General features: G+C 63.4%; 26 protein-coding genes. 11 read left to right on the top strand and 15 right to left on the bottom strand.

Annotated features, from left to right (window positions below; genetic code table 11):
- Window positions 1-114 precede the first annotated feature (114 nt).
- The 4 genes from P9273_RS30090 to sppA form a co-directional block, all read right to left on the bottom strand.
- Complete coding sequence (locus tag P9273_RS30090; protein ID WP_040997491.1) at window positions 115-1077, bottom strand: ornithine cyclodeaminase family protein; 963 nt, start codon at window positions 1075-1077, stop codon at window positions 115-117.
- Window positions 1078-1154: 77 nt separating this feature from the next.
- On the bottom strand, window positions 1155-1487 hold the full coding sequence (locus P9273_RS30095) for a hypothetical protein (protein WP_040997489.1): 333 nt from the start codon (window positions 1485-1487) through the stop codon (window positions 1155-1157).
- Window positions 1488-1607: 120 nt separating this feature from the next.
- On the bottom strand, window positions 1608-1892 hold the full coding sequence (locus P9273_RS30100) for an integration host factor subunit beta (RefSeq protein ID WP_027165368.1): 285 nt from the start codon (window positions 1890-1892) through the stop codon (window positions 1608-1610).
- 76 nt (window positions 1893-1968) lie between these two features.
- Complete coding sequence (sppA, locus tag P9273_RS30105) at window positions 1969-2925, bottom strand: signal peptide peptidase SppA (RefSeq protein WP_040997758.1); 957 nt, start codon at window positions 2923-2925, stop codon at window positions 1969-1971.
- A 293-nt stretch (window positions 2926-3218) separates the two neighbouring features.
- Here sppA and lptC point away from each other — a divergent pair, with 293 nt between their 5' ends.
- The 6 genes from lptC to ptsN all read left to right on the top strand — a co-directional run bounded on the left by lptC (window position 3219) and on the right by ptsN (window position 8465).
- The gene (lptC, locus tag P9273_RS30110) at window positions 3219-3929 is read left to right on the top strand and encodes an LPS export ABC transporter periplasmic protein LptC (protein ID WP_040997487.1); all 711 of its coding nucleotides are present in this window, start codon (window positions 3219-3221) and stop codon (window positions 3927-3929) included.
- The gene (locus P9273_RS30115) at window positions 3916-4512 is read left to right on the top strand and encodes an LptA/OstA family protein (RefSeq protein ID WP_040997485.1); all 597 of its coding nucleotides are present in this window, start codon (window positions 3916-3918) and stop codon (window positions 4510-4512) included. The genes lptC and P9273_RS30115 overlap by 14 nt, the downstream gene beginning before the upstream one ends.
- Window positions 4512-5330, top strand: coding sequence for an LPS export ABC transporter ATP-binding protein (gene lptB, locus P9273_RS30120; protein WP_040997483.1), 819 nt, complete (start codon window positions 4512-4514; stop codon window positions 5328-5330). The genes P9273_RS30115 and lptB overlap by 1 nt, the downstream gene beginning before the upstream one ends.
- A gap of 187 nt (window positions 5331-5517) precedes the next feature.
- Window positions 5518-7044, top strand: coding sequence for an RNA polymerase factor sigma-54 (gene rpoN, locus P9273_RS30125; RefSeq protein WP_040997482.1), 1527 nt, complete (start codon window positions 5518-5520; stop codon window positions 7042-7044).
- A 306-nt stretch (window positions 7045-7350) separates the two neighbouring features.
- Entirely contained in the window at window positions 7351-7938 is a 588-nt protein-coding gene (hpf, locus tag P9273_RS30130) for a ribosome hibernation-promoting factor, HPF/YfiA family (RefSeq protein ID WP_040997480.1), read from the top strand.
- Between the two features lie 62 nt (window positions 7939-8000).
- The gene (ptsN, locus tag P9273_RS30135; protein ID WP_040997478.1) at window positions 8001-8465 is read left to right on the top strand and encodes a PTS IIA-like nitrogen regulatory protein PtsN; all 465 of its coding nucleotides are present in this window, start codon (window positions 8001-8003) and stop codon (window positions 8463-8465) included.
- 90 nt (window positions 8466-8555) lie between these two features.
- Here the strand turns inward: ptsN and P9273_RS30140 are convergent, their stop codons facing one another.
- Together P9273_RS30140 and P9273_RS30145 are read right to left on the bottom strand one after the other, a co-directional pair.
- Complete coding sequence (locus tag P9273_RS30140) at window positions 8556-8813, bottom strand: DUF1150 family protein (protein ID WP_040990310.1); 258 nt, start codon at window positions 8811-8813, stop codon at window positions 8556-8558.
- 63 nt (window positions 8814-8876) lie between these two features.
- On the bottom strand, window positions 8877-9302 hold the full coding sequence (locus P9273_RS30145) for an Hsp20 family protein (protein ID WP_040997476.1): 426 nt from the start codon (window positions 9300-9302) through the stop codon (window positions 8877-8879).
- A gap of 254 nt (window positions 9303-9556) precedes the next feature.
- Here P9273_RS30145 and P9273_RS30150 point away from each other — a divergent pair, with 254 nt between their 5' ends.
- Window positions 9557-10498 carry a nucleoside hydrolase gene (locus P9273_RS30150; protein WP_278052126.1) on the top strand — a complete coding sequence of 314 codons (942 nt, stop codon included), beginning with the start codon at window positions 9557-9559 and terminating at the stop codon, window positions 10496-10498.
- Between the two features lie 56 nt (window positions 10499-10554).
- On the opposite strand, the gene P9273_RS30155 is transcribed toward P9273_RS30150, so the two are convergent.
- The 4 genes from P9273_RS30155 to P9273_RS30170 all read right to left on the bottom strand — a co-directional run bounded on the left by P9273_RS30155 (window position 10555) and on the right by P9273_RS30170 (window position 14046).
- Window positions 10555-10872, bottom strand: a complete 318-nt coding sequence (locus tag P9273_RS30155; protein ID WP_278052127.1) for a hypothetical protein — start codon at window positions 10870-10872, stop codon at window positions 10555-10557.
- A gap of 104 nt (window positions 10873-10976) precedes the next feature.
- Window positions 10977-11591 carry a LysE family translocator gene (locus tag P9273_RS30160; RefSeq protein WP_040997470.1) on the bottom strand — a complete coding sequence of 205 codons (615 nt, stop codon included), beginning with the start codon at window positions 11589-11591 and terminating at the stop codon, window positions 10977-10979.
- 94 nt (window positions 11592-11685) lie between these two features.
- Window positions 11686-13137: an amidase gene (locus tag P9273_RS30165; protein WP_278052128.1), complete on the bottom strand. Its 1452-nt coding sequence runs from the start codon at window positions 13135-13137 to the stop codon at window positions 11686-11688.
- Window positions 13138-13140: 3 nt separating this feature from the next.
- Window positions 13141-14046: a ribokinase gene (locus P9273_RS30170; protein WP_278052129.1), complete on the bottom strand. Its 906-nt coding sequence runs from the start codon at window positions 14044-14046 to the stop codon at window positions 13141-13143.
- 182 nt (window positions 14047-14228) lie between these two features.
- Here P9273_RS30170 and P9273_RS30175 point away from each other — a divergent pair, with 182 nt between their 5' ends.
- Entirely contained in the window at window positions 14229-16697 is a 2469-nt protein-coding gene (locus P9273_RS30175) for a sensor domain-containing protein (RefSeq protein WP_278052130.1), read from the top strand.
- Between the two features lie 15 nt (window positions 16698-16712).
- Here the strand turns inward: P9273_RS30175 and P9273_RS30180 are convergent, their stop codons facing one another.
- Window positions 16713-17618 carry a methylated-DNA--[protein]-cysteine S-methyltransferase gene (locus tag P9273_RS30180; RefSeq protein ID WP_278052131.1) on the bottom strand — a complete coding sequence of 302 codons (906 nt, stop codon included), beginning with the start codon at window positions 17616-17618 and terminating at the stop codon, window positions 16713-16715.
- Between the two features lie 115 nt (window positions 17619-17733).
- Between P9273_RS30180 and P9273_RS30185 the strand changes: the two genes are divergently transcribed.
- Window positions 17734-18552, top strand: coding sequence for a class I SAM-dependent methyltransferase (locus P9273_RS30185; RefSeq protein WP_278052132.1), 819 nt, complete (start codon window positions 17734-17736; stop codon window positions 18550-18552).
- Window positions 18553-18564: 12 nt separating this feature from the next.
- On the opposite strand, the gene P9273_RS30190 is transcribed toward P9273_RS30185, so the two are convergent.
- Window positions 18565-19059: a DUF2244 domain-containing protein gene (locus P9273_RS30190; RefSeq protein WP_278052133.1), complete on the bottom strand. Its 495-nt coding sequence runs from the start codon at window positions 19057-19059 to the stop codon at window positions 18565-18567.
- A 22-nt stretch (window positions 19060-19081) separates the two neighbouring features.
- Here P9273_RS30190 and nth point away from each other — a divergent pair, with 22 nt between their 5' ends.
- Window positions 19082-19888: an endonuclease III gene (gene nth / locus P9273_RS30195; protein WP_278052184.1), complete on the top strand. Its 807-nt coding sequence runs from the start codon at window positions 19082-19084 to the stop codon at window positions 19886-19888.
- Between the two features lie 9 nt (window positions 19889-19897).
- Here the strand turns inward: nth and P9273_RS30200 are convergent, their stop codons facing one another.
- Window positions 19898-20353 (bottom strand): DUF2214 family protein, encoded by a 456-nt coding sequence (locus P9273_RS30200; protein ID WP_278052135.1) that lies wholly within the window; start codon window positions 20351-20353, stop codon window positions 19898-19900.
- Window positions 20354-20537: 184 nt separating this feature from the next.
- Between P9273_RS30200 and P9273_RS30205 the strand changes: the two genes are divergently transcribed.
- On the top strand, window positions 20538-21092 hold the full coding sequence (locus tag P9273_RS30205; protein ID WP_278052137.1) for a GNAT family N-acetyltransferase: 555 nt from the start codon (window positions 20538-20540) through the stop codon (window positions 21090-21092).
- Between the two features lie 114 nt (window positions 21093-21206).
- On the opposite strand, the gene P9273_RS30210 is transcribed toward P9273_RS30205, so the two are convergent.
- Both P9273_RS30210 and P9273_RS30215 read right to left on the bottom strand, forming a co-directional pair.
- Window positions 21207-23693, bottom strand: a complete 2487-nt coding sequence (locus P9273_RS30210; RefSeq protein WP_278052139.1) for an EAL domain-containing protein — start codon at window positions 23691-23693, stop codon at window positions 21207-21209.
- Between the two features lie 302 nt (window positions 23694-23995).
- Window positions 23996-24391 (bottom strand): DUF1801 domain-containing protein, encoded by a 396-nt coding sequence (locus P9273_RS30215; RefSeq protein WP_278052140.1) that lies wholly within the window; start codon window positions 24389-24391, stop codon window positions 23996-23998.
- Window positions 24392-24425: the final 34 nt, after the last annotated feature.

Genomic DNA, 24425 nt, shown 5'->3' on the forward strand with positions numbered 1-24425 from the left:
AGTAGGCAGTAGGCAGTAGGCAGTAGGCAGTAGGCAGTAGGCAGTAGGCAGTAGGCAGTAGGCAGTAGGCAGTAGGCCTACCCTCTCTATTGCCTACTGCCCAATCCCTACTGCCTATTTGAGCGCCTCGTAGACGGCGATGCCTGCTGCGAGATCCTCAAGAGCTGCGCCGACCGACTTAAACAGCGTGATCTCGCCGTCGCTTTCCCGGCCCTGTTTCTCGCCGCGCGCGAGCTCGTGGAGGTCGGCGACGATCGCTTCCGGCTTCAGCACACCTGAGGCCAGCGGCTGGACGATGTCGCCGGCTTCCTTGGTGGCGCCGGCGCGGGTGTCGACATAGACGCGGGCGCGCTTGATCGCGTCGTCATCGCTTTCGCGCATCGTCGGCGTGAAGCCGCCGACGAGATCGACATGGGCGCCCGGCTTCAAAAGCGCGCCCTTGACCAGCGGCGTGTTCGAGATGGTCGCCGAGGTGACGATATCGGCCTCGGCAAGCTCGGCGTCGAGATCGCCGGCCGCGCTTGCCGGAAGGCCTTCGGCACGCAAGGCGGCGGCCACTTTTTCGGCATTGGCCGGCGTGCGGTTCCAGATGCGGATGGATGTGATCGGCCTGACCGCCGAATGCGCCCTGGCAAGGAACGGCGACAGCGCGCCGGCGCCGATCACCAGAAGCCGCGAGGCGTCCTTGCGGGCGAGATAGGAGGCGGCGAGCGCCGAGGCGCAGGTCGTGCGCCATTGCGTCAGCCGCTGGCCGTCGATCAGCGCCTCAGGCTCGCCGGTGACGCCGTCGAGCAGAAGATAAAGGCCCATCACCGCCGGCTTGCCGATGGCGTTGTTGTCCGGCGACACGGTGACGATCTTGACGCCGATATGCCCTCCCGCCGAGGTGCCGGCGGCGTTGAAGTCGGTCCAGGCTGGCATCAAAAGCAGGGTAGAGGCCGCACCATCCGGCCGCTCGACGCCGTGATGGTGGCGAACCGGCTGCACGGCGCCTTCGCGAAAGGCGGTGCGCAATGTCTCGACGAGGCCGGGAAAGGTCAGCGCGCGGTCGACCTCTTCGGCCGAAATATGCAGCATCGGAGGCTCCGTAGAGGGTTACTCAGAGACAGCATGACGTCGCCCGAAAACCGCTTCACACTTTTCGGCATCATGCTCTAGTTCGTTGGCTTGGGCAGCGCCGGTCCATTGGGCGCCGCCGGCGGGCAGCTCACCGCCTGGCGCAGGTTTTCGGCTTCCAGACCACGCTGGCGCGCGAGCTTGCGGTAGCGGCCCTGCTTCACCCAGGTCGCCATGCTGCCGACGACCATGCCGACGGCCAAGGCAAGGAACAGGAAGATGAAAAGCGGCAGGTTCAGCGTCAGCGCGGGATTGCCGGGATGGAACGGGTCGAGCGTGAAAGCGACGACGCCGCGATTGGCGACGGCGAGCGCGATCAGGATGATTGCCAGCGGCACGAAGACCACGACGAGGATGAAGCGATTGAACATCAGATCTCCACATAGAGAGAAGCTTCCTAAGCGCGCATGTCTTTGCCCCGAAACCGGCCTCCACTTTCGGGAGACATGCTTTAAGCGCCAGGATGCCGTTTCAACCCGCCGGCGCGGCGCTTATTTGCCGCCGTTCAGTCTTTCGCGCAACTCCTTGCCGGTCTTGAAGAATGGCACCCACTTTTCCTCGACCTCGACGGATTCGCCGGTGCGCGGGTTGCGGCCGGTGCGGGCGGGACGGTTTTTCACCGAAAATGCTCCGAAACCGCGTAACTCGACCCGGTTGCCCTCGGCAAGCGCATCGGTGATCTCGTCAAAGATCGCGCCCACGATGTTTTCGACATCGCGCAGGAAAAGGTGCGGGTTGCGCGCGGCAATGATCTGCACAAGCTCGGATTTGATCATAGAACGTTCCCCGTAAACCACTGCAATCGATTATCAGGATGATTTTATTGCTTTTTTGGCTCGCCCCAGCGAGATGTCAAGGGTGCCAGACCGAAACGAGACCGTCAAGAAACAAGCGGTCGGCGCCGAGCTCGTGAATGACATCGCCGCCGGCATCCGGCAGGCCAAGCGCCTTGGCCGCCAGTTTTGCCATCGACTGGGAAAACAGGAAACCGCCAGGCCTGTCCTTTTCCTTCCACTCGACGACCTTGAGTTTGGCGTCCACGCCCTTTGTCGCCAGCCAGTCGATCGCCTCCTGTTCGCCGCCGACGGCGTCGACCAGATGGTTGGCCAAAGCCTGGCGGCCGGTAAAAATCGAACCGTCGGCCAGTGCCAGCGCCTGGTCATGCGTCATCTTGCGGCGGTCGGCGACTATGCCGACGAACCAGTCGTAGCTGTCGAGGATCAGCTTGCGCACCATGGCGCGTTCATCTTCATTGGTCGGCTTGAAGGGCGAGGGCGAAGCCTTGAGTGGCGACGATTTCACCTCCTCCAGCTTGATGCCGAGCTTGTCCATGAGACCGCTGACATCGGGGTATTGAATCAGCACGCCGATCGAGCCGACGATCGAGGTCTTGCGGGCGACGATGTGGTCGGCCGCACTGGCGATCATATAGCCGGCCGACGCCGCCAGCGTGCCGACCTCGGCCACCACGGGCTTGTCGCCGGCAAGCTTGCGCACGGCTTCGAATGTCGACTCGCCACCGACCGTGGTGCCTCCGGGCGAATCGATCGACAGGATGACGCCCTTGACCTCCGGCGACTTGCGGATCGCTTCAAGCCTTTTGAGCAGTTCCTCGTCCTCGGTGATGGTGCCTTCGATCTTGACCTTGGCGATATGGGGAACCGCCAGGCCGGTAAATTTGTCGTCATAGACCCAGGTCGAGAAGGCGATAATTGCCGCCGCCAGAACCAGAAACGCGACAACGCGCCAGAAGGTCAGCTTGCGGCGCAAGCGGCGGCGGTCGATCAGGTCGTCGGCTCTCATTGCCATCATCAGCCTCGTTGGTCGGTGGGAAAGCACGCTTTTAAAGCAAGCCTCCGCACACGGCTACCGTTTCCTGAGAGCGCCCTACCGTGAAGCGGCGACGCCGACCTCACGAAAAATTAACGCAACCAGGGTCCCCTATCTGCTATGAAGTACAAGCCGTCTCGCCGGATTCTGGTCGATTTTGCGGGCGGCAGTCGTCACATTTTTGCAGTTTTCCTCCGCTTGTGCTTGCTTGTAGGTGCCGGCATACCACCTATAGGCGGTGTTTGGGCGGGCAAAGGTCCATTAGAAAAGTCATGTTGGCGCGATCTGACGAAACGAGCGATGCCGGTAGGGCATCGGCTCCCGCGGCCCAAGGCACGCGTGGCGATGCTTTCAACCGCGCGCAGCGGCACTCGCGCCGCGTGCGCGTGCTGAAATTCGCGGTGCCGCTGCTCGCGGTCGCGATCGCCGTCGCCTTTCCGGTCTATTCCTACCTCAAGGCGCCCCTCTCCGTCTCGGTGCAGGCCGACGGCACGGCGTTCTCCGACGGCAAGCTGGTGATGGCCAATCCGAAGCTAAACGGCTTCACCAAGCAGAAGCTGCCATATTCGCTGACGGCGACCAGGGCGACGCAGGATGTCGGCCAGCAGGCTATCATCGACCTCGACGGCATCAATGCCAAACTGCCGGTCGCCACCGACAATATCGTGTCGGTCGATGCAGCGCACGGCATCTATAATCGCGACGCCAATACGATGGACCTGACCAGCGAGGTCAGCGTGACGACGACGGACGGCCTCATGGCCAAGTTCAAATCGATCTTCCTAGACATGGGCAAAGGCTCTATGAAGACGAGCAATCCGGTCGACGTCAGCCGCGGCGGGTCGCGCATCACCGCGGACTCGATGTCGGTCGAGGACAATGGCAGGCTCGTGGTCTTCGAGAACCGGGTTCGCGTCAACATAGATCCAGCCGCGCTGAAGGCAGCAGGGGTAAACGGTGGAGAACAGAATGCGTCGCAGTAAATCCGCATGGCTTTCGGGCGCTGCTTCCGCATTGCTGGTTTTGGCGACGGCGCATTCTTTCGCGCAATCGAGCGCGACCAGCCAGATCCCCGGGCTCAAGCTATCGGGTGACCAGCCGATCCAGATCGAAAGCGACAAGCTCGAGGTCCGCCAGGCCGAGAGCATGGCCATATTCAGCGGCAACGTCACCGTCAATCAGGGGCCGACCCTGCTCAAGGCCGGCAAGATGACGGTCTATTACGTCAAGGATGCCAATGCCGGCAAAAGCGCCGCCGCCGGCGCGTCGGCAATGACGGGCGCCGCCAATATCGACCATCTGGAGGTCGAGAACAAAGTCTACGTCAAGTCGAACGACCAGATCGCTACGGGCGACAGCGGCACATTCGACATGAAGACGCAGGTGCTGGTGCTTAAGGGCAAGGAAGTGGTGCTGTCGCAGGGCGACAATGTGCTCAAGGGCTGCAAGCTCACCGTGCAGATGAAGAGCGGCCTCGCCAATGTCGATGGCTGCGGCGGCCGCGTGATGATGTCGTTCACGCCCCAGAAGCAGGGCGCGCAGCAGCAGGGAGCGTCGGGCAAGTAATGGCCGGCGTAACCTCGCTGCTGGCCCGTCTTCCGGGACGGGCGGCCGCAAAGCCGGCTGCGCCGGCGACGGTCGGCACCGACAAGGCAAAGTTCAAGGGCACCCTGATCGCCAAGGGCCTGACCAAGAGCTACAAGGGCCGCAAGGTGGTGAGCGGGGTGACGCTTGGCGTGCGCGCCGGCGAAGCCGTCGGCCTGCTTGGTCCCAACGGCGCCGGCAAGACCACCTGTTTCTACATGGTCACCGGCCTGGTGCCGGTCGACGAAGGCTCGATCGAGATCGACGGCTTCGACGTTACCTCGATGCCGATGTACCGGCGCGCCCGCCTCGGGATCGGCTATCTGCCGCAGGAAGCGTCGATCTTCCGCGGCCTGAACGTCGAGCAGAATATCCGCGCCGTGCTGGAGGTTGTCGAAAAAGATCGCAAGGTGCGCGAACGCAACCTCGACGAGCTGCTCGAGGAATTCCACATCAGCCATCTGCGCAAGGCGCCGTCAATGTCGCTGTCGGGCGGCGAACGGCGCCGCCTCGAAATCGCGCGGGCGCTGGCGACGCGGCCGGCCTATATGCTGCTCGACGAACCCTTCGCCGGTATCGACCCGATCGCCGTCGCCGACATCCAGCAGCTCGTTCGGCACCTCACGGCCCGCGGCATCGGCGTTTTGATCACCGACCACAATGTACGTGAGACGCTCGGCCTGATCGACCGCGCCTACATCATCCACGCCGGCCAGGTGCTGACGCATGGCCGGGCCGACGAGATCGTCGCCAATGCCGATGTGCGGCGTCTCTACCTCGGCGAGGGTTTCACCCTCTGACTGCTGGTTCGGGCTGTGGTGCGATTTTCGAAAGCCGCCTGGCGGCTTTTCGTTATTTTAGCGCTCGATAACGCCCCGGTAAGCCGGAGCTGCTAGCGTTTTCCTTGACAAGCAAAAGCCGGGCCAGTTTCTATGCCCGACCGAAAAACAACTGTGCGACGCGTAGACGAGGCGTTTGAATTCCACCATGGCGCTGGCAGCCAAACTGCAGCTCAGACAGTCCCAGTCGCTGGTGATGACGCCGCAGCTGATGCAGTCGATCCGCCTGCTGCAGCTCACCCATGTCGAGCTCGAGCGCTTCATCGACGAGGAGATCGAGCGCAATCCGCTCCTGGAGCGCGCCGAAGCGCAAGACGACACCTCCGGCGACCAGACCCAGAAAAGCGAGGCGGCGCCGGAGCGGGATTCCGAAGGCGATTGGTTCGAGGGCGAGGCGGAGTGGAGCGCGGAAGCGATCTCGCAAAAGCTCGATTCTTCCCTGGAGAATCTGTTTCCCGACGATCCCGGTACCCATGAGAGGCTAGGGCCTGATCTCACGGCGCAGTGGAAGTCGGCCGGCGGCGGCGCCGGCGCGGCGTCATCGGAGGGATTCGATGTCGGCGACATGGCCGCGGCCGCCATCACGTTACGCGAACATGTCGGCGAGCAGATCGCGCTTGCTTCGCTAAGCCTCGGCGAGCGGCTGATCGCGGGCGAGCTCGCCGACGGGCTCGACGAAGCCGGTTATCTGCGCATCGACCTCGGTGAGATCGCAGCCCGGCTCGGCACGGATGACGCAACGGTGGCGCGCGTGCTCGGCGTCTGCCAGACCTTCGAGCCGCCAGGCCTTTTTGCGCGCGACCTTGCCGAATGCCTGTCGCTGCAGCTCCAGACCCGCGACCGGCTCGATCCGGCGATGAAAGCGCTGGTCGCCAATCTCGAGCTTCTGGCGCGGCGGGATTTCCAGACGCTGAAACGCATCTGCGGCGTCGACGAGGAGGATCTCCTCGACATGCTGGCCGAGATCCGCGCGCTCGATCCGCGGCCCGGCCTGGCGTTTTCGGGCGGCGCGAGCGACGCGATCGTCGCCGATGTCGAGGTGCGCGCGGCCAATGACGGCAGCTGGGCGGTGGAGCTCAATGCCGACACGCTGCCGCGCGTGCTGGTGGACAATGTCTACTTCGCCCGCATTTCGAGCCACGCCAAGGGCCAGGCGGAAAAGGATTTTCTCGCCGAATGCCTGCAGAACGCCAACTGGCTGACGCGCAGCCTAGATCAGCGGGCCAAGACCATTCTCAAGGTGGCGTCGGAAATCGTGCGGCAGCAGGATGCTTTCCTCGTCCATGGCGTGCGCCACCTCAAGCCGCTCAACCTGCGCACGGTGGCCGATGCCATCGGCATGCATGAATCGACCGTCAGCCGCGTCACAGCCAACAAATACATGCTGACGCCGCGCGGCGTCTTCGAGCTGCGCTACTTCTTCACGGCATCGATCGCCTCGGCCGAGGGCGGCGAAGCGCACTCGTCCGAGGCCGTGCGCGACCGCATTAAGCAGTTGATCGACGAGGAAAAGCCCGCCGACGTGCTTTCCGACGACGCCATTGTCGACATGCTCAAGGAAAGCGGCGTCGATATTGCGCGCCGCACCGTCGCGAAATACCGCGAAGGCATGAACATTCCGTCGTCGGTGCAAAGACGGCGGGAGAAGCGGGCGCTCGCGAACGCCGGCCGCTAAGCCCGGCGCGGAATGCCGACAGGCCTTGCCCCGTACGAGACGGGCTGGTTTCCCACAATTCCCAAGCTTGATTGACAAGCCGCAATGAAGTGTCTAGAAGCCCGCCCGCATGGAGCAGGGCGGTAATGCCCGCTTGCGAATGGGTCCGTCAGATACGGCCATGGACGGCCAAGAAGGCGACTTGTGATCAACCGGAAAGTTCGGGTCTAAAATCGGCGCACATGCCGCTGCGAAGCTTGTGCGCGCGCACCACGGGTATAAACTCGGGAACAGTTTGAAGCCTGAGCAAGGAAGGTCAGTTTTCAGATGAATCTGCGCATCTCGGGAAAACACATGGACATCGGCGATGCGTTCCGCACGCGCATCAACGACCGGGTCGGCGAGGCGATCGAGAAATATTTCGATCGGGGTTTTTCAGGACATGTCACGGTCATCAAATCGGGATCGCGTTTCTCCGCCGACTGCATGGTCCGGCTCGATTCCGGCGCTTCGCTGCAGGCGACCGGCGACGCCCAGGACCCGACACTGGCTTTCGAGGCGGCGGCCGATCGCCTGGAAACCCGGCTTCGCCGCTATAAGCGCCGGCTGAAGTCGCGCAATACCGGCAACGGCAATGGCGAAGAGCCGACCGACATCGCCTACACGGTGATGGCTCCCCTCACCGACGACGAGGAAGACATTCCGGAGGACTTCGCTCCGGTTATCGTCGCCGAATCGAGCATGACGCTGCGGACGATGTCGGTGGCGTCGGCTGTCATCGAGCTCGACACCAGCGACAGCCCGGTTTTCGTCTTCCGCAATGCCGGAAACGACCATCTCAACATCGTCTACCGCCGGCCGGACGGCAATATCGGCTGGATCGATCCGTCGACGACCAAAGTCGCTCAGGGATAAAAAGCCAGCCGCGCGAGGGGGACGACGACTGGCGCGGCAGGCGAGCAAGGGATTTTTCAAGCATGGATCTCAGTGATCTCATCAGCGTCCCGGCGATCATGCCGGCGTTGAAGGCGAATTCCAAAAAGCAGCTTCTGCAATTGCTGTCGGAGAGGGCCGCGGCGATTTCGGGGATTCCGGAACGGGAGGTGTTCGACACCGTTCTGCAGCGCGAGCGGCTGGGCTCGACCGGCGTCGGCAACGGCATCGCCATTCCGCACGGCAAGCTCGCCGGCGTGAAGCGCATCGCCGGGGTCTTCGCCCGGCTGGAAACGCCGGTCGATTTCGAGGCGCTGGACGACCAGCCGGTCGACCTCGTCTTTCTGCTGCTGGCGCCGGAAGGCGCCGGCGCTGATCATCTGAAGGCGCTGTCGCGCATCGCGCGCGTGCTGCGCGATGCCGACACGGTGGCCAAGATCAGGGGTACGCGCGACGCGGTGGCGATCCACGCACTGCTCTCGGACACGCAGGCCTCGCACGCGGCCTGAAGTTTGGGCGAAACCCCGGTTTTTGGGATGAAACCTTAAAGAGGCCGCCGGAAGAGCGGCCCTTCCATTTTCGGACAGCCAGCAGTCGCCTTAGTGGATGGCGACCGTGGTCAGATCGTTTTCCAACGCGCCCGCCAGCGCTCGGTCACGGGCATCGGAAAGCAGGATCGGCTGGCCGTTGGCGGCAAACAGCGCCCACAGCTCAAGGCCGGGCGCGATTTCCTGCAGGCCGGGGAAGCGGCCGCGCAGGTCGTCGCTCGACACTTTCCTGAGATAGGCGACCGAGCCTTCGCCGAGATGGGCGAATTCGCCGCTGGTCATGGTGATCGTTTCGTCAGTTCTGGTCATTTCAAGCCTCCTTGGCGCGAGGACGCCAGGATTGGCCGCCTCGCATAGAGCCATCGGCAAAGGTCAGTCTTTCACCGATATGTTTATTTTCCGTACCAGCCGCTCGGCCTCCGGACGGTCGAGATCGATCGACAAAAGGCCGTTCTTCAGCTCGGCGCCGATCACCCGCATGCCGTCGGCCAGCACGAAGCAGCGCTGGAACTGGCGCGCGGCGATGCCGCGATGCAGGAATTCGCGCTCGGTGTCGTCGGTCTGGCGGCCGCGCACGATCAGCTGGTTTTCCTCCGTGGTGACATCGAGGTCGCTCTCGGCGAAGCCGGCAACGGCCAATGTGATGCGCAGCCTCTCGGCCTTGCCGTCGGCGGCGCTGAGGCGCTCGATGTTGTAGGGAGGATAGCTGTCGCCCGACTTCGCCAGACGCTCAAGCGTCTTTTCCATGGCATCGAACCCCAGGAGAAGCGGGCTGGAGAAGGGCGTCATTCGACTCATTGTTACACTGTCCTCTGAAGAGCGACACAAACTGGAAAAACCCGGATGGCATTTTTCCCGATGGTCTTGATATGGTCCGCCGCGCGATCAAGTTCAAGCCACTGAATCAGGATGACGTTTCGTTGAACCGCCATCTGGTTCGGTGGAGCATGATCTTGTCCGAAAACCGGTTCCCACTTTTTGCTAACGCTGACCTCCGGTTCGGGATCATGCTCTAAACCCCCGCCCAAAAAGACTCCCCAAAAGGAATTGAAATGCCCCAGTCCAGAAAGATCATCATCGACACGGATCCCGGCCAGGACGATGCCGTCGCCATCTTGCTGGCGCTCGGCAGTTCCGAGCTGGAGATCGTCGGCATCACCGCGGTTGCCGGCAACGTGCCGCTGAAGCTGACCCAGAGCAACACCCGCAAGATCTGCGAATTGGCCGGCCGGCCCGACGTCAAGGTCTATGCCGGCGCCATCCGCCCGCTGGTGCGCCAGCTCGTCACCGCCGAGGAAGTGCACGGCAAGACCGGCCTGAACGGCCCGCAATTGCCTGAGCCCACCATGCCATTGCAGGAGCAATATGCCGTCGATTTCATCGTCGAGACACTGATGCGCGAGGAAAGCGGCACGATCACGCTCTGCCCGCTCGGACCGCTCACCAACATTGCGCTGGCGCTGATCCGAGAGCCCAGGATCGCGCCGCGCATCAAGGAAATCGTTCTGATGGGCGGCGGCTTCTTCGAGGGAGGCAATGTCACGCCGGCCGCCGAATTCAACATCTATGTCGATCCGCAGGCCGCCGATCTGGTGTTCAAATCGGGCATTCCGATCGTGATGATGCCGCTCGACGTCACCCACAAGGCGCTGACCACGTCCAAGCGCATACAGGCTTTCCGCCAGCTCGGCTCCAAGGTCGGCACGGCGACCGCCGAGATGCTGGAGTTCTTCGAGCGCTATGACGAGGAAAAGTACGGTACGGATGGCGGGCCGCTGCATGACCCATGCGTGATCGCCTATCTCCTCAAGCCGGAGCTGTTCAAGGGCCGCCGCTGCAATGTCAGCGTCGAAACCGCGTCGGAGCTCACCATGGGCATGACGGTGATCGACTGGTGGGGCGTCACCAAGCGGGAAAAGAACGCCATGGTGATGCGCGACATCGACCATGACGGCTTCTTCGCGCTGCTGGTGGAGCGGCTCGGGCGGCTGTAACTGATTTGCCGGCAGGCTTGTATATTCCAGCGGGCCTGCCGTTCGACCCACCTGACTCACTCCGGAAACCGGTAGAACACAAGACCGTTGTCGCGCGTGACGCGCTCTAGCGTCACGCGCGAACCGATCAGGTGCGGCTGGTTATCGTCGATGAAAACAGACGAGCCGTCGTCCAGTACCAGCATGTAGATGCTCGGACTGCCTTTGTCCCAATGCGTGCTTTTGACCGTCGCGTTCATTGGCTCGACCAAGCGGATCGGGCTGGCGTCATTCGCCCATTTATGCGGATCAAGGGCGAAGATCGACGCGAACATAGCAATGATCAGGATGACGCCGGGTGCGTTCCTTTTGACACCCGCAAACATCCAAGACATTCGCATGAATCCCCATTTACGGACTCATGTGGCGGACCGAAGGCAAACTTTCAACCGTCGGCTTACCCCAGCAGATTGCCATCATGCTTCCCATTCCGGCGCGTCTATTTCGCCTTCGAGAATGCCAGCCACAGCCCGCCGCCGACCAGGAAGCTGCCGCTGATGCGCGACATCAGCTTGACGCGGCTGGCCGACAGCAGCCGGCCGGCGCGGCCGGCGGCAAGAGCGTAAGTCGAGTCCGACATGGCGGCGAAGATCATGGCGGTCAGGCCCATGACCACGATCTGCAGCGTGTAATTGCCCTGCGGCGCGATGAACTGCGGGAAGAAAGCGCCGAAGAAAACAAGCGTCTTGGGATTGGAGATCGCCACTAGAAAGCCTTGCAGGAAGAAGCCGCCGCGCGGCTTCTTCGCCGACCCATCCGGATTCAGGACGCCTTTCGCCCGGAACATCTGCACGCCCATCCAGATCAGGTAGGCGGCGCCGAGCAGCCGCACCCATTCGAACCAGTGGCCCATGCCAGCGATCAGCGTGTTGAGGCCAATGCCGACGATGGCAATCATGATGGCGAGCCCCGCCTGCGTGCCGGCGACGTTGGCCAGGCCCGCGCGCGAGCCGTGGCGGATGCTGTTGGCGATAATCAGCGTGACCGTGGGTCCCGGCACCAGGATGATGACGATGCAGGCGACGACATAGGTTGCGTAGAGTTCCAGCGACATGATTTCCCTCGAACAGGACAGCGCCGACTTGGGCGGAGTGCGATCAATGCACGGGATTGGCGCTGGCGCAAGCTGGCCGGGCAGGGGCGGCCCGTCACCCGGCCCCGGCCGCCCATGGCAGCGTCGCTTCGTAGGCGGCTCCCGCCTTTAGCACGGCGAGGTCGCCGCGCGGGCGGCCGATCAGCTGCATGCCCATCGGCCTTCCCTTCTCGTCGAAGCCGGCCGGCACGTTGAGCGCCGGGCAGCCGCCCAGCGTGGCGAAGGCCGAAACCTGCATCCAGCGGTGATAGCTGTCCATGGTCCGCCCCGCGACCTCGCGCGGCCAGTGGGTCGTCACGTCGAACGGGAAGACCTGCGCGGTCGGCAGGGCGATCAGGTCGAAGGAATCAAACAGCGACAGCAGCGTGCGGTGCCAGGAGGTGCGCCGGACGCTGGCGGCATGGATTTGCGGCGCGGTCAGACGCATCGCCTGCTCCACTTCCCAGACAGCCTCGGGCTTCAGAAGCCTGCGTTTTGCCGGATCGTCATAATGCGCCTTCAGCCCGCAGCCGCTGCTCGCCTGGCGCAAGGTGACAAAAGCCTGCCACAGCACCTCGAAATCGACATCCGGAACCAGTGTTTCGCTGTGGAACGACGCGTCCGCAAAGCGGGCAAGGGCGGCCTCGCAGAGGTCGAGCACACCTGGCTCCGTCGGCAGGTGGCCGCCGAGATCGCCCAGCCAGGCGACGCGGCCGCCGGATGCTTTTGTCCTCAAGCCGTCGAGGAACGAACCCTCCTTGGCGTGCGACAGCGGCGCGCGCGGATGATAGCCGGCCTGTTCATCGAGCAGCAGCGCGATGTCGCGCACGCTGCGGCCCATCGGTCCCTCGACGCCCATCTGGGCATGGAAGACATCGATATCGGGGCCGGCGGGCACGAGGCCCTGAGAGGGACGGAAGCCGTAGACATTGTTGTAGGCGGCCGGATTGCGCAGCGAGCCGCCGAAGTCGCTGCCGTCGGCGACCGGCACCATGTCGAGCGCCAGCGCCACGGCCGCGCCGCCGCTCGAGCCGCCTGCGGTGAGCGCCGGGTCGAAGGCGTTGAGCGTCGGCCCGAAGACCGGGTTGTAGGTGTTGGAGCCCAGGCCGAATTCCGGGACATTGGTTTTGCCGATGATGATGGCGCCGGCCTTGCGGATGCGTTCGACGAAGAAATCGTCCTCCTCAGGGATGAAATCGGCGAAGATCGGCGAGCCGAAGGTGGTTCTGAGGCCCTTGGTCTGGGCGAGGTCCTTGATGGAGATCGGCAGGCCGAACAGCGATCCGGCCTCGCCGCCGCGAGCCAGATGCGCATCGGCCCTGTCGGCCTCGGCCAGGATGTCGGCGCGCTCGCGCAGCGAGACGATGGCGTTGACCAGCGGGTTCACGGCCTCTATGCGCTCGAGGAACGCGCCGACCACCTCGCGAACCGAAAATTGGCGCTGCCTGATCCTGTCGGCGAGCTCGACGGCGGATAGGCGGCAGATGTCGCCGACCGGCGGCACGGCATGTTTTGTGGCGGGGCGCATGGCTTAACGGGTGCCCGCCAAAGCCGCGTCGACATCCTTGGCCAGCGGAATCGCCGGCTGCGCGCCGGGCTTCAGGCAGGCGAGCGACCCGGCCGCGGCGGCGCGGGCGAGCGCATCCTGAAGTGAGAGACCGGACGAGAGGCCGGCGCCGAAATAGCCGCAGAAGGTGTCGCCGGCGCCGACCGTGTCGACCGGCGTGATCTTCAGCGCCGGAATGGTGAGGAAATCGTGAGGCGTGGCCGCGAGCACGCCGTCGCCGCCGAGCGTGACAACGATGGCGCGGCCGGTCTTTTGGGCATAGTCGCGCATGCGGGCAGGGCGGTCACGGCCCGAAAGCGCCAGCGCCTCGCCATAGAGATCAAACTCGGTTTCGTTGGCGACGGAATAGTCGGCCTTGCCGAGGAAGCCGGCGGCTTCAGCCCGGAAGGGGGCGGTGTTGAGCACGCTGACGGCGCCTGCCGCGCGCGCGGCATCCAGCGTGGCCTCGACCGTCTGCAGCGGGATCTCATGCTGCAAGAGCACGACATCGCCCTTTTTGAGGTAAGCCTTGGCAACATCGCCCGGCACCACCGAATCATTGGCGCCCGGCACGACGGCGATGACGTTTTCGCCGTCGGCGCCGACCAGGATCAAGGCCGTGCCGGTGGAGGCGAAGCTCTCGCCGACACCGGAGAGATCGACATTGCCCGCCTTGAGAAGGGCGAGCGCTTCGGCGGCAAAGCTATCCTTGCCGACCGCGCCCACCATGCGCACCTGCGCTCCCGCGCGCGCCGCGGCCAGGGCCTGGTTGGCGCCCTTGCCGCCGGGCGCGGTGACGAAGCCGGAGCCCCGCACGGTCTCGCCGGGTTCCGGCAAGCGGTCGACGTTGGCGATGAGGTCGAGGTTGATCGAACCGACAACGATAATCAAGAAACTGCCTCCCGCTGATGCGCGGGAAGCTACCCCGGAAGGCACGCGTTTACCAGTGTTCCGATGACGGGCTGTACGAGGCCTAAATTTTAGTTACGACTAGAATTTGGATGATTACAGATAAGTAAGAATTATAGACGTAAACGTTTTCGTTGGGTTCCTGGCTACAATGCGAGACAAGAATGCCCAGCTTAGAGTCTCCGCTCGACCAACTCGCAAAGTCATTTTCCGCCGATGATGCCGACGCCGTGCGGCTGGTGCTTGACGCCGTCCCGCACCCCATATTCGTGAAGGATAGCCAATCCCGCTTCCTCGTGGTGAACCGAAGCATGTGCGATTTCATGGGTCGATCCTTCGGGGAACTGGCTGGCCGCACCGATTACGATTTCGTCCCCAAGGAACATGCGGATGTGTTCAGCCGGATCGACCGGCTGGTGCTGGACACCGGCGAAGTCAACGAGAATGAGGAGGTCATTCGGGGTCCCGACGGCAAAGTCCGCACGTTGATGACACGCAAGGCCCGGGCATTGCTGCCGAGCGGTGCTCGCTTTGTGGTCGGTTGCATTTCGGACATCACGACACTCAAGCAGCATGAGGCCTCGCTTCGCTTGCTGTTCGAGGAGAACCCGGTTCCGATGTGGGTGTTCGACCGGAGCAGCCTGCGCTTTCTGGCCGTCAATCATGCCGCCGTCGAATGTTACGGCTATTCGCGCGAACAGTTCCTTGCGAAATCGATACTAGATATCAGGCCTCCGGAAGACGCTGAGGCGACGCGCGAGATCGTGGCTGCCGGCCAGGGCTCGGACAGAAGCGGGCGCAGTTGGCGCCACATCAAGGCGGATGGCAGCGTGATCCATGTTGTCGCCTACTCCAAGCCTATCGAATATGATGGCCGTTCGTCTTTCATGGTTGCCATCATAGATGTGACGGAACGAAAGCTCGCGGAAGACGGCATGCGCCGCGCGAGGGAATTCCTGGACACGGTAATCGAGAACATTCCGGTCATGCTCTTCGCAAAGGAGGCCGGGCAGCACCGCTACGTTTTGATGAACCGAGCGGGCGAGGAGCTGCTAGGCATCCCGCGGGAGGAACTGATCGGACGGACCGATTCCGAGCTGTTTCCGCCAGAAGATGCGGTGTCCTTTCTCATTCGCGACCAGGAGGCCTTGCGTTCCGATACCTTGCAGATCGCGGCGGAGGAGAAGATCCCAACGCGATACAAGGGGGTACGCGATCTCGTAACCCGACGCCTGGCTGTAGATGGCCATGACGGCAAATCGAAATACGTGCTTGCAGTTGCCGAGGACATCACGGACCGCAAGCGAGATGCCGCGCGGATCGCTTACATGGCCACGCACGACGGGTTGACCGATCTGCCCAACCGAACGATGCTCGTCGAGCGCCTCGACTTCGCGCTTGAGCGGGCGACGTCCGGGCGCGAGTCCTTTGCCCTCATGTGCATCGATATCGACGGGTTCAAGGAGCTGAACGATGTCTACGGCCCGGGAGTTGCGGATAGTCTGCTCGGCAAGGCAGCGAAGCGCCTTGCCGAGGCTGCCGGCAAGCACTTCCTTGCACGGACGGGCGGCAGTGGATTTACGATAATCGTCAGCGAGGGGCCGCATCCTGCTACAGCCGTGGAATTGGCTGACCGCCTGCTAGCGACAATCGCCGATGCTTTCGATGTCGAGGGCCGTGCGCTGAGGGTTGGGCTCAGCATCGGCATTACTTTCTTCCCCGATGATGCGACAGACGTTGCGGCCCTCTTGAGCAATGCTCATGCAGCGCTCGATCGCGCCAGAGCCGACGGTCGCGGCGTTTTCCGGATGTTTGAGGCCGACATGGATCGCAAGCTCCGCGAACGCCGCGCCCTCGAGCAGGACTTGCGCTCGGCGCTGGCAAGCGGCGAGCTGCTCCTGCACTACCAGCCGCAGGCGAACGTATCCGGCGAGATTGTCGGCTTCGAAGCTTTGATCCGCTGGGTCCACAAGGAACGAGGATTAATTCCGCCCGCCGAGTTCATTCCGGTGGCCGAAGAAAGCGGATTGATCGTATCCTTGGGAGAATGGGTGCTGCGGCAGGCATGCCGCGAGGCAGCTTCGTGGGCCAAGCCGGTTCAGATCGGCGTCAATCTGTCTCCCGTGCAGTTTCGCCAGGGCGATCTCCCGGGTCTGCTGCACCAGATCCTGCTTGAAACCGGGCTCGATCCGAACAGGCTCGAACTTGAAATAACGGAGAGCGTGCTGCTCGATGACCTTTCGCGGGCAAGTTCGATCCTCAGGCGGCTGAAATCGCTCGGGGTGAAGATCGCGCTCGACGATTTCGGAACCGGTTACTCGTCGCTCTCCTATCTTCAGTCTTTTCCCTTCGACAAGATCAAGATCGACAAGTCCTTTGTCGGAATGATCCAAAAAAGTCCGCAGACGGTCGCCATAATCCGCGCCATCGTCGGACTAGGCCGGGGCTTGTCCATGGACATCATCGCCGAGGGCGTCGAGACACTTGAGCAGTTGAGCTTCCTCAGCGAGGAGGGCTGTCATGCACTGCAGGGATATCTGATCGGACGACCTCACCCGATCGAGGCATATGCGGATGAGGTCGGCAGATTTGCGGCAACAGCTGCGACAGCGCGCCGTCATCGCAGGCGATAACGGCGGCCGCGCGCTTCAGGACGCCACCTGCCCCGCTTCCCAACCGAGGATGGCGCGTTTGCGCGTCAGGCCCCAGTGATAGCCGGTGAGCGCGCCGGACTTGCCCAGCGCCCGGTGGCAGGGCACCACGAAGGACATTGGGTTGGCGCCCACGGCCGCGCCGACGGCCCGGCTGGCATTGGGCGCGCCGATGCTTGCCGCGATCGAGGAATAGGTGCAGGCCCTGCCCATCGGGATGCGCAGCAACGCTTCCCAGACGCGGAGTTGGAAATCGGTGCCGATCATCACCACGCGCAGCGGCTGGTCGGCGCGCCACTTCGTCGGGTCGAAGACCCGCGCCGCGTAAGCCTGGGTGGCCGACATGTCCTCGACATAGGTCGCGTTCGGCCAGCGGCCGGACATGTCGGCGAAGGCAGCCCGCTCGCCGCCGGCGTCACAGAAGGCGAGGCCCGCGAGACCCCGGTCGGTGACCATGATGAGCGCGATGCCGAAAGGCGAGATGTGATAGCCGTAGCGAATGGTGAGACCCGCGCCGCGGGTCTTGTAGTCGCCGGGCGACATCGCCTCATGGGTGACGAAGAGGTCGTGCAGCCGGCCAGGGCCGGACATGCCCAGCTCGAACGACGTCTCCAGGAGCGGCATGCCGGAATCGAGCAGCCTGCGCGCATGGTCGAGCGTCACCGCCTGCAGGAAGGCCTTGGGCGACAGGCCGGCCCAGCGCGTGAACAGCTTCTGCAGGCCGGTCGGCGTCTCGCCGACTTCCTCGGCCAGCACCTCCAGCGAGGGCTGGTCGCGATAGTCGAGGCTGATCTTCTCGATGGCGCGGCGCACGACGTCATAGTCGCTGCCTTCGGGCGTGACGTCGTTCTCAAGGATCGCGGTCGGTTTCATCCGTGTATTCATGGTCATCTGAGCGTTCATGGCAATATCTCCTTGGCCGCGAATATCGGTTTTCCAGAGCTTTGCAACCACCCGAAACTTGCCTTCCCGCCGCCCGCATCCAGATAGAGTGAGCTTCGGCACGAAGAGGACAATCATGGCCGGCGAAAAGGTCGATCTGACCGGGGCGAAGGAAACCTTGCTGATGACGCTCTACGGCAAGGCGCTGGAGAGCCGGTCGCCCAACTCGCTGCTCCAGGACCGCTTCGCCGACGAGGCGGTGCGCAAGATCGATTATGATTTCGCAAGGCTCAAGGTCGACGGCAATCTCGGCCTGGGTTTTGCCATCAGGGCGAAGACGCTGGACGTCAACGTCCGGGATTTCCTTGCAAGATATCCGGACGCGATCGTGCTGCATCTGGGATGCGGGCTGGACACGCGCATTTACCGGGTCGATCCGCCGCCGGGCGTGGATTGGTTCGATGTCGACTATCCTGATGTCGTCGAGCTCAGGCGCAGGCTCTATCCGTCCAGGGACCGTTACTACCATCTGATCGCTTCGTCGGTGATCGAACCGGGATGGTTGGCCGAGGTGCCGCGCAATCGCCCGGCGATGGTCGTAGCCGAGGGGCTGACGCCGTATCTTGCCGCCGACGAGGGGCCGCGGCTCTTCGCGCGGCTTGTTTCGCATCTCGCCGGCGGAGAGCTGATGTTCGATGCCTACAGCCGTTTCGGCCTGAAGCTGATCCGCCTCAATCCGGCCATCAAGGCAACGGGCTCGGAAGTTCATTGGGCCATCGAGGATCCGCGCGAACTGGAGCGGGCGGTTCCGAAACTTCGCTTCATCGGCGAGATTCCGTCCTACAAGCCGGAGCAAGGCGCGCGCCTGGGCTGGTCCGCGCGCCTGTTCACCGGTCTCTGGAAGCTCATCCCCGCCATGCGCAAGGTCGGCAGGCTACTGCGCTACCGGTTCTGATACGCTTGAGCGTCAGCGTGTCTTGGCGGTCGCCAGCGCGCGCGAAAAGGCGGTGGCGAAACTTTCGCGGTCGTCGGGGTTGAGGAAGCCCCCGATCGCCACGCTCCTGCCCTGCGCTTCCACCGCCATTCTGGTAATACCGATCTCAGCATGGCGGGCGATCGAAAACCGTGTCCAGAACGGATTGAAATGATGCGCTTCGGAACGCCCGGACGGTGCTGTCTTGCGGATGTCGAGACTGGTGCGCGAGACCGAGATTTCCTCGCGGGCGCGCGCGGCGCGGTAATTGGCGCGGAAGGCGATGTAGACGGCGATCACGTCGAGGCCGAAAAAGCCGAATACCGGCCAGGCGCCATGCGCCAGGAAGAAGGCGCCGGTGACCGCCCAGCCGAACAGAAGCGCCCCCATCAGGATCAGAAAGCCGGTGCGGCCGAGCGACCGGTGCGGCGTCAGCAAGGCCTGGAAAAATGGCTCGTCGGCCCGGAACGAGGCGTTTGTGTCGCTCATGAGGGAATATTATAGGAAGGAAATGGCGCCTCCCAAGTCGAAAAAATCCGCAGCTGTCAGAAAACCTCAACCTGCCCTTGCCGGCAGCGGCCGGGCGCCCGGTGCACGGCCGCGAAAAGCCGCGTCGCGATCGCTCTACAGCCCTACCGAGGTGCATGAGATCTTCCGGCGTTTCTCCGTGCAGCGGCCGGAGCCGAAAGGCGAGCTCGACTATGTCAATGCCTTCACCCTGCTGGTCGCGGTGGTGCTGTCGGCGCAAGCGACAGATGCCGGCGTCAACAAGGCGACGAAGGCGTTGTTCGCGGCGGCCGACACGCCGGCCAAGATGCTGGCATTGGGCGAGGCCAAGGTCGGCGACTATATCCGCACCATCGGTCTGTGGCGCAACAAGGCCAAGAACGTGATCGCGCTGTCGAAGGCGCTGATCGAGGAGTATGGGGGCAAGGTGCCTCAGGATCGCGACGAGCTGGTGAAGTTGCCGGGTGTGGGGCGCAAGACCGCCAACGTCGTGCTCAACGTCGCCTTCGGCCAGCCCACCATGGCGGTCGACACGCATATCTTCCGCATCGGCAACCGGATCGGGCTGGCGCCCGGCAATACGCCCGAGCAGGTCGAACAAGGGCTGCTCAAGGTCATCCCGGCCGAATATATGCGCCATGCGCATCATTGGTTGATCCTGCATGGCCGATATGTCTGCAAGGCGCGCAAGCCCGACTGCCCGGTCTGCGTGATAGCCGATATCTGCAAGTCGAAGGAAAAGACCACCGACATACCGGCCCCGCTGGTGCCGATCGCGCCGCTGGATGAGACGTTTCCGGTCGAAGCCTAAGGCCGTTCGCTAATAACCGTAGCCGCGCGCCATGGCCGCGGCGAAGACCGGAATAAGCAGGAAGATAAAGCCCTCGGCGCGAACATAGTTCTTCACCGAGGCGAGTTCCGCGGCCGGCACCGCGAAGGAGGGGTTGCCGCCGGCCTGCCTGTTCCAGGAGAGAAAGCGCGTGGTGGGCACGATGGACAGCAGGCCGACGATGGCGAAGGCCACTATCTTTGCCCAGAACACCCAGTTGTAGACGTAGAATTCCCAGCCTTTGAGACCGAAGAACACCCGGCAGACGCCGACGACGACGATCAGCGCGGCGATGATGCCGTAGTGACGGTCGATGCCGGCAAGGCGCTTCAGCGTCGCCGCGCCCAGATCGCCGCGCACCAGCACGAACTCGGCGCCGATGATGCCGGCCAGCGAGAACACCAGAAGGTGATGCGCAATCGCCAGCAAGAGGTCGGTGGTGTCCATGGTTTTCTCCGGTCGACTTTGCGTTTCTAGGTCGGCTTCGCGCGCAAACTAGCATCGCCACGCGAAAAGCCCATAGCGATGCGGCCGTGCGAAGGCCGTCATGGCTGGAAGAGCCACCGCGTTGTCCTGGCCCTTGTTCGCGCGTCCCGGTTTGCTAAGCGCTGTCGCCTCAATGGAGGAAGCCATGAGCATCACAACGGAAGCCGGCGTGCCGATACTCGAGACGGCGCGCACCGTTCTGCGGCCGCACCGCCTGGGCGATTTCGAGACCTATGCCGCCATGTGGGCGGAGCCTGCCGTCACCCGTTTCATTGGCGGCAAGCCGCGCACGCGCGAGGAAAGCTGGATGCGCTTCCTGCGCCACGCCGGGCTATGGTCGCTGATCGGCTACGGGTTTTGGGCGATCGAGGACAAGGCGACGGGGCGCTTCATCGGCGAGGCCGGTTTCCATGACCTGAAGCGCAAGATCGAACCTTCGATCGAAGGCGTGCCGGAAGCCGGCTGGGCCATGGCCTCGGAGGCGCATGGCCGGGGCCTCGCGAGCGAGGTCGTCGGGCGGATCGTCGCCTGGAGCGACGAGGTGTTCGGACAGGCAAGAACCGTCTGCATCATCGATCCGGAAAACGGCGCTTCGCTCAAGGTGGCCGAAAGGAACGGCTATAGAGAGATTTTGCGGACCACCTATCACGAGAAGCCGACGATCCTGTTGGAACGGCAGGCCGGAGGGATTGTCCGATAGAGCGGTTAACGGAAACGGCGAACCGCTCTATCCTTTGTTTCGACGCGAATCCAGGCGGAAGGCTGCGGCAAGGCGCCGAGCCCTCCCACTACTGGAATTGCTCCAGCTCGGTAATTAGCCGGCTTTCCGGCGCAGCGCGCGCGCCAGAGTCTCCCAGCTATCCGCCGTTGCATCGCGCTCGCTCCGATTGCCACGCAGAACGGTGGTGGCATCGAACGGCTGGGGCCGGGCAATCGCATAGCCCTGGGCATAATCGACGCCGATCGTCTTCAGGCCCTCGACGATGCCGTCGCTTTCGACGAATTCGGCGATCGTGCGTTTTCCCGTGACCTTACCGATATGATGGATCATCTCGACCATGGCGCGGTCGATGCGGTCGTCGAGCATGTCCTTGACGAAGCCGCCGTCGATCTTGAGATAATCGACCGGCAGATGCTTGAGATAGGCGAAGGACGACATGCCGGAGCCGAAATCGTCGAGCGCGAAGCGGCAGCCCAGTCCGCGCAGGTCGGCAATGAAGCGCATCGCCTCGGTCAGATTGGCGATGGCGCTGGTCTCGGTGATCTCCAGGCAGATCGTTTCGGGTGCGATCGCGTGCGCGGCGAACTGCTCGCGCATGAAGCCGAGGAACGTCTCGTCGCCGAACGTCGCGCCGGATAGATTGATCGCGCAGGTGGATATAGGCGCCGCGCGCGGATCGGTAAGCCTCGCCGCCAAGGTGGCGAAAGCGTTGCGCACCACCCAGCGGTCGATCGCCGGCATCAAGCCGTAGCGCTCGGCCGCCGGAATGAAGCTCTGCGGGTTGACGAGGCTGCCGTCCTCGTCGGTCAGCCTCAGCAGAATTTCGATATGCGCGCCTGCCTCGGCAATATCGCTCCGCAGCGGCGCGATCTCCTGCGCATGCAGCCTGAAGCGGTTCTCGTCCAGCGCCGCATGCAGCCGCTGCACCCAGGCCATCTCACCGAAGCGTTCGCGCAGCGCCGTGTCACCGTCGCTGTGGAGCTGGACGCGGTTGCGGCCCTTTTCCTTGGCCATGTAGCAGGCGACGTCGGCGGCGCGCAGCACCTCCTCCAATGTCATGCCGGCATTGGCGACTTCGACCATGCCGATGCTGACGCTGATGTTGAAGGGACGTCCATCCCAGGAGAAATGCAGGTCCTGGACCGTCGCGCGCAGGCGCTCGGCCGTAGCCGCGGCACAGTCGGCATCGCAATCGAAGAGCAGCACGCCGAACTCGTCGCCGCCCAGTCTCGCCAGGATGTCGCCGGGCGGCAGCTCGTTGGCGAGCAGCACCGAGATCTGGCGCAGCAACTGGTCGCCGGCGGCGTGGCCACATGTGTCGTTGACGAGCTTGAACTGATCGAGGTCGAGATACATCAGCGCATGCCGGCGCAGCCTTTCCGGCGCTTCGGAGATCGCGCCCGCCAGCCGGTTCTCGAAGTCGCGGCGATTGACGAGACCGGTCAGCGCATCATGCGATGCCTGCCACGACAGGCGCTCGATATAGTCCTGCTCGCGCGTCATGTCGTGCAGGGCCAGAACGCAACCGAGAATCTTGCCGGAAACGATCAGCGGGGCGCCGTTCAGCGCCACGGGCACGACCGAGCCGTCGAGACGCTCCAAAAGCTGCGGGCGCACGTTGGAGCGGCGCGGCTCGCCTGCCAGCAGGCGCATGATCAGGTCGGTCTCCTCGACGCCGCTGTCCTTGTCGACGAGCCGGAACAACGAGGCGACTGGCTTGCCCCTGGCGGCCACCAGCGGACAGGCGAGCAGCCTTTCCGCTCCGGCATTCATATAGTCCAGCCGCCCCCCGGCATCGGTGCTGATGACGGCCTGACCGATCGAGGCCAATGTGATCTGAGCGCGCTCGCGCTCGGCGTTGAGGGCTGTCTGAAATGCCTGGCGCTGTTTCATCAGCTTGCGCGTGCGCCAGACGGCGAGCAGGATAAGCAGCGCGGCGGTCGCGATATTGGCCGCCGTCAGCGCCATCTTGATGAAGCGCGATCCTTCGCCCAGGCTGTCGGAGAAAGCCTTGGCAAGCGGCCCGATCCGGTAGTCGAGCTGGTGGATTTCCGCCTTCCAGAGACCGATCTCGACCGGCGAGGCCGGCCCTTTTTCGAGCCTGCGATGCATGTCGTCGCCAAGTCTTTCGATGGCGAGGATCATCTCGTCGGCGGCCGTCCAGCGGCGGATCGCGGTGTCGAGATAGCTGACGCCGCGGAAATTGCGGAACAGCCAGATCAGGCCGGCGACATCGTCGGGGTGGTTGTTGCCGCCAAGAAAACCAAGCCGGGCCGTATTCGTGTCGGGCTCGGCCTGTTCGAGCGCCAGCCGCGCGGCGCGATCGGCGAGCGGCACGGCGATGGCCTGACGATATTCGTTGAAATACTCTTCCCGGCCGGTGTCGGCATAGAGGCTCAGGAAATAGATGGCGTGCTTCTGCCCTTTCGACCATTGGCTTTCGCCGCCGACATAGGCGCGGACGGCGGACAGCGTATGGAGGCTGAGCGTAGCAACCAGCGCCTGGATCAGGACGACCGCGACGAAAGGCCAGACCAGTCCGATGAGACGCGGCGCGGCATCGGTCGACGAGAGCTTCATCCCATTCCCATGGAGCCCGTGCCCGGCTCCCTCGGTGTCTGTCCGACTGGTTCATCCGCCGGTTGAGACGATGTTCTTCCCCGCATGTCGCCCGCTTGCCGGCGACATCGATCCAGATAGCGCGCCTGGCTTAACGGCCGATAAATTTGTCCAGTATTTGTTTCATGATTTATTGCTTACGAAGGAGAAGTACGCTTACGCTGCGTGAGGACGATAGTAGTTGGATAGTATCGATCCGCGTTGCGCGGGCGCGGAAGAAAAGTTGGCAACATCAATCCGATAGCACCGGCGGCAGCCGTCTCTCAGCGTTTGGTCTTGGATTTGTTGAGAGCCACGGCTTCGCGAACGAGCGCCTTCAGAGCGTCTGCGTCGACCTTGTCGCCTTCCTTGAAATCGATGGCGCGCCTCGTATTGCCTTCGAGGCTGGAGTTGAAGAGCTTCTTGGGATCGGGCAGTGCCGCGCCCCTGGCGAAGGTCAGCTTGACGACGGCCTTGTAGGTCTCCCCTGTGCAGATGATGCCGGCATCCTCCCAGACCGGCACGCCGCGCCATTTCCACGTCTCGACGGCTTCGGGCGCGGCTTGCCGGATCAAGGCGCGGAGCCCGGCAAGCATCTCGCCGCGCCAGTCGCCGAGTTCCTTGATCCTCGCGTCGATCAGCTCGGACGGAGACTTCTCCTGCGTGCCGGCTTTTTGCATGTTGGGTTCTCCTTAGCTGATTGGAAAGTGCAAC

This window comes from Mesorhizobium sp. WSM4935, from assembly GCF_029625735.1.
In the GTDB taxonomy this organism is placed as follows: Bacteria; Pseudomonadota; Alphaproteobacteria; order Rhizobiales; family Rhizobiaceae; genus Mesorhizobium.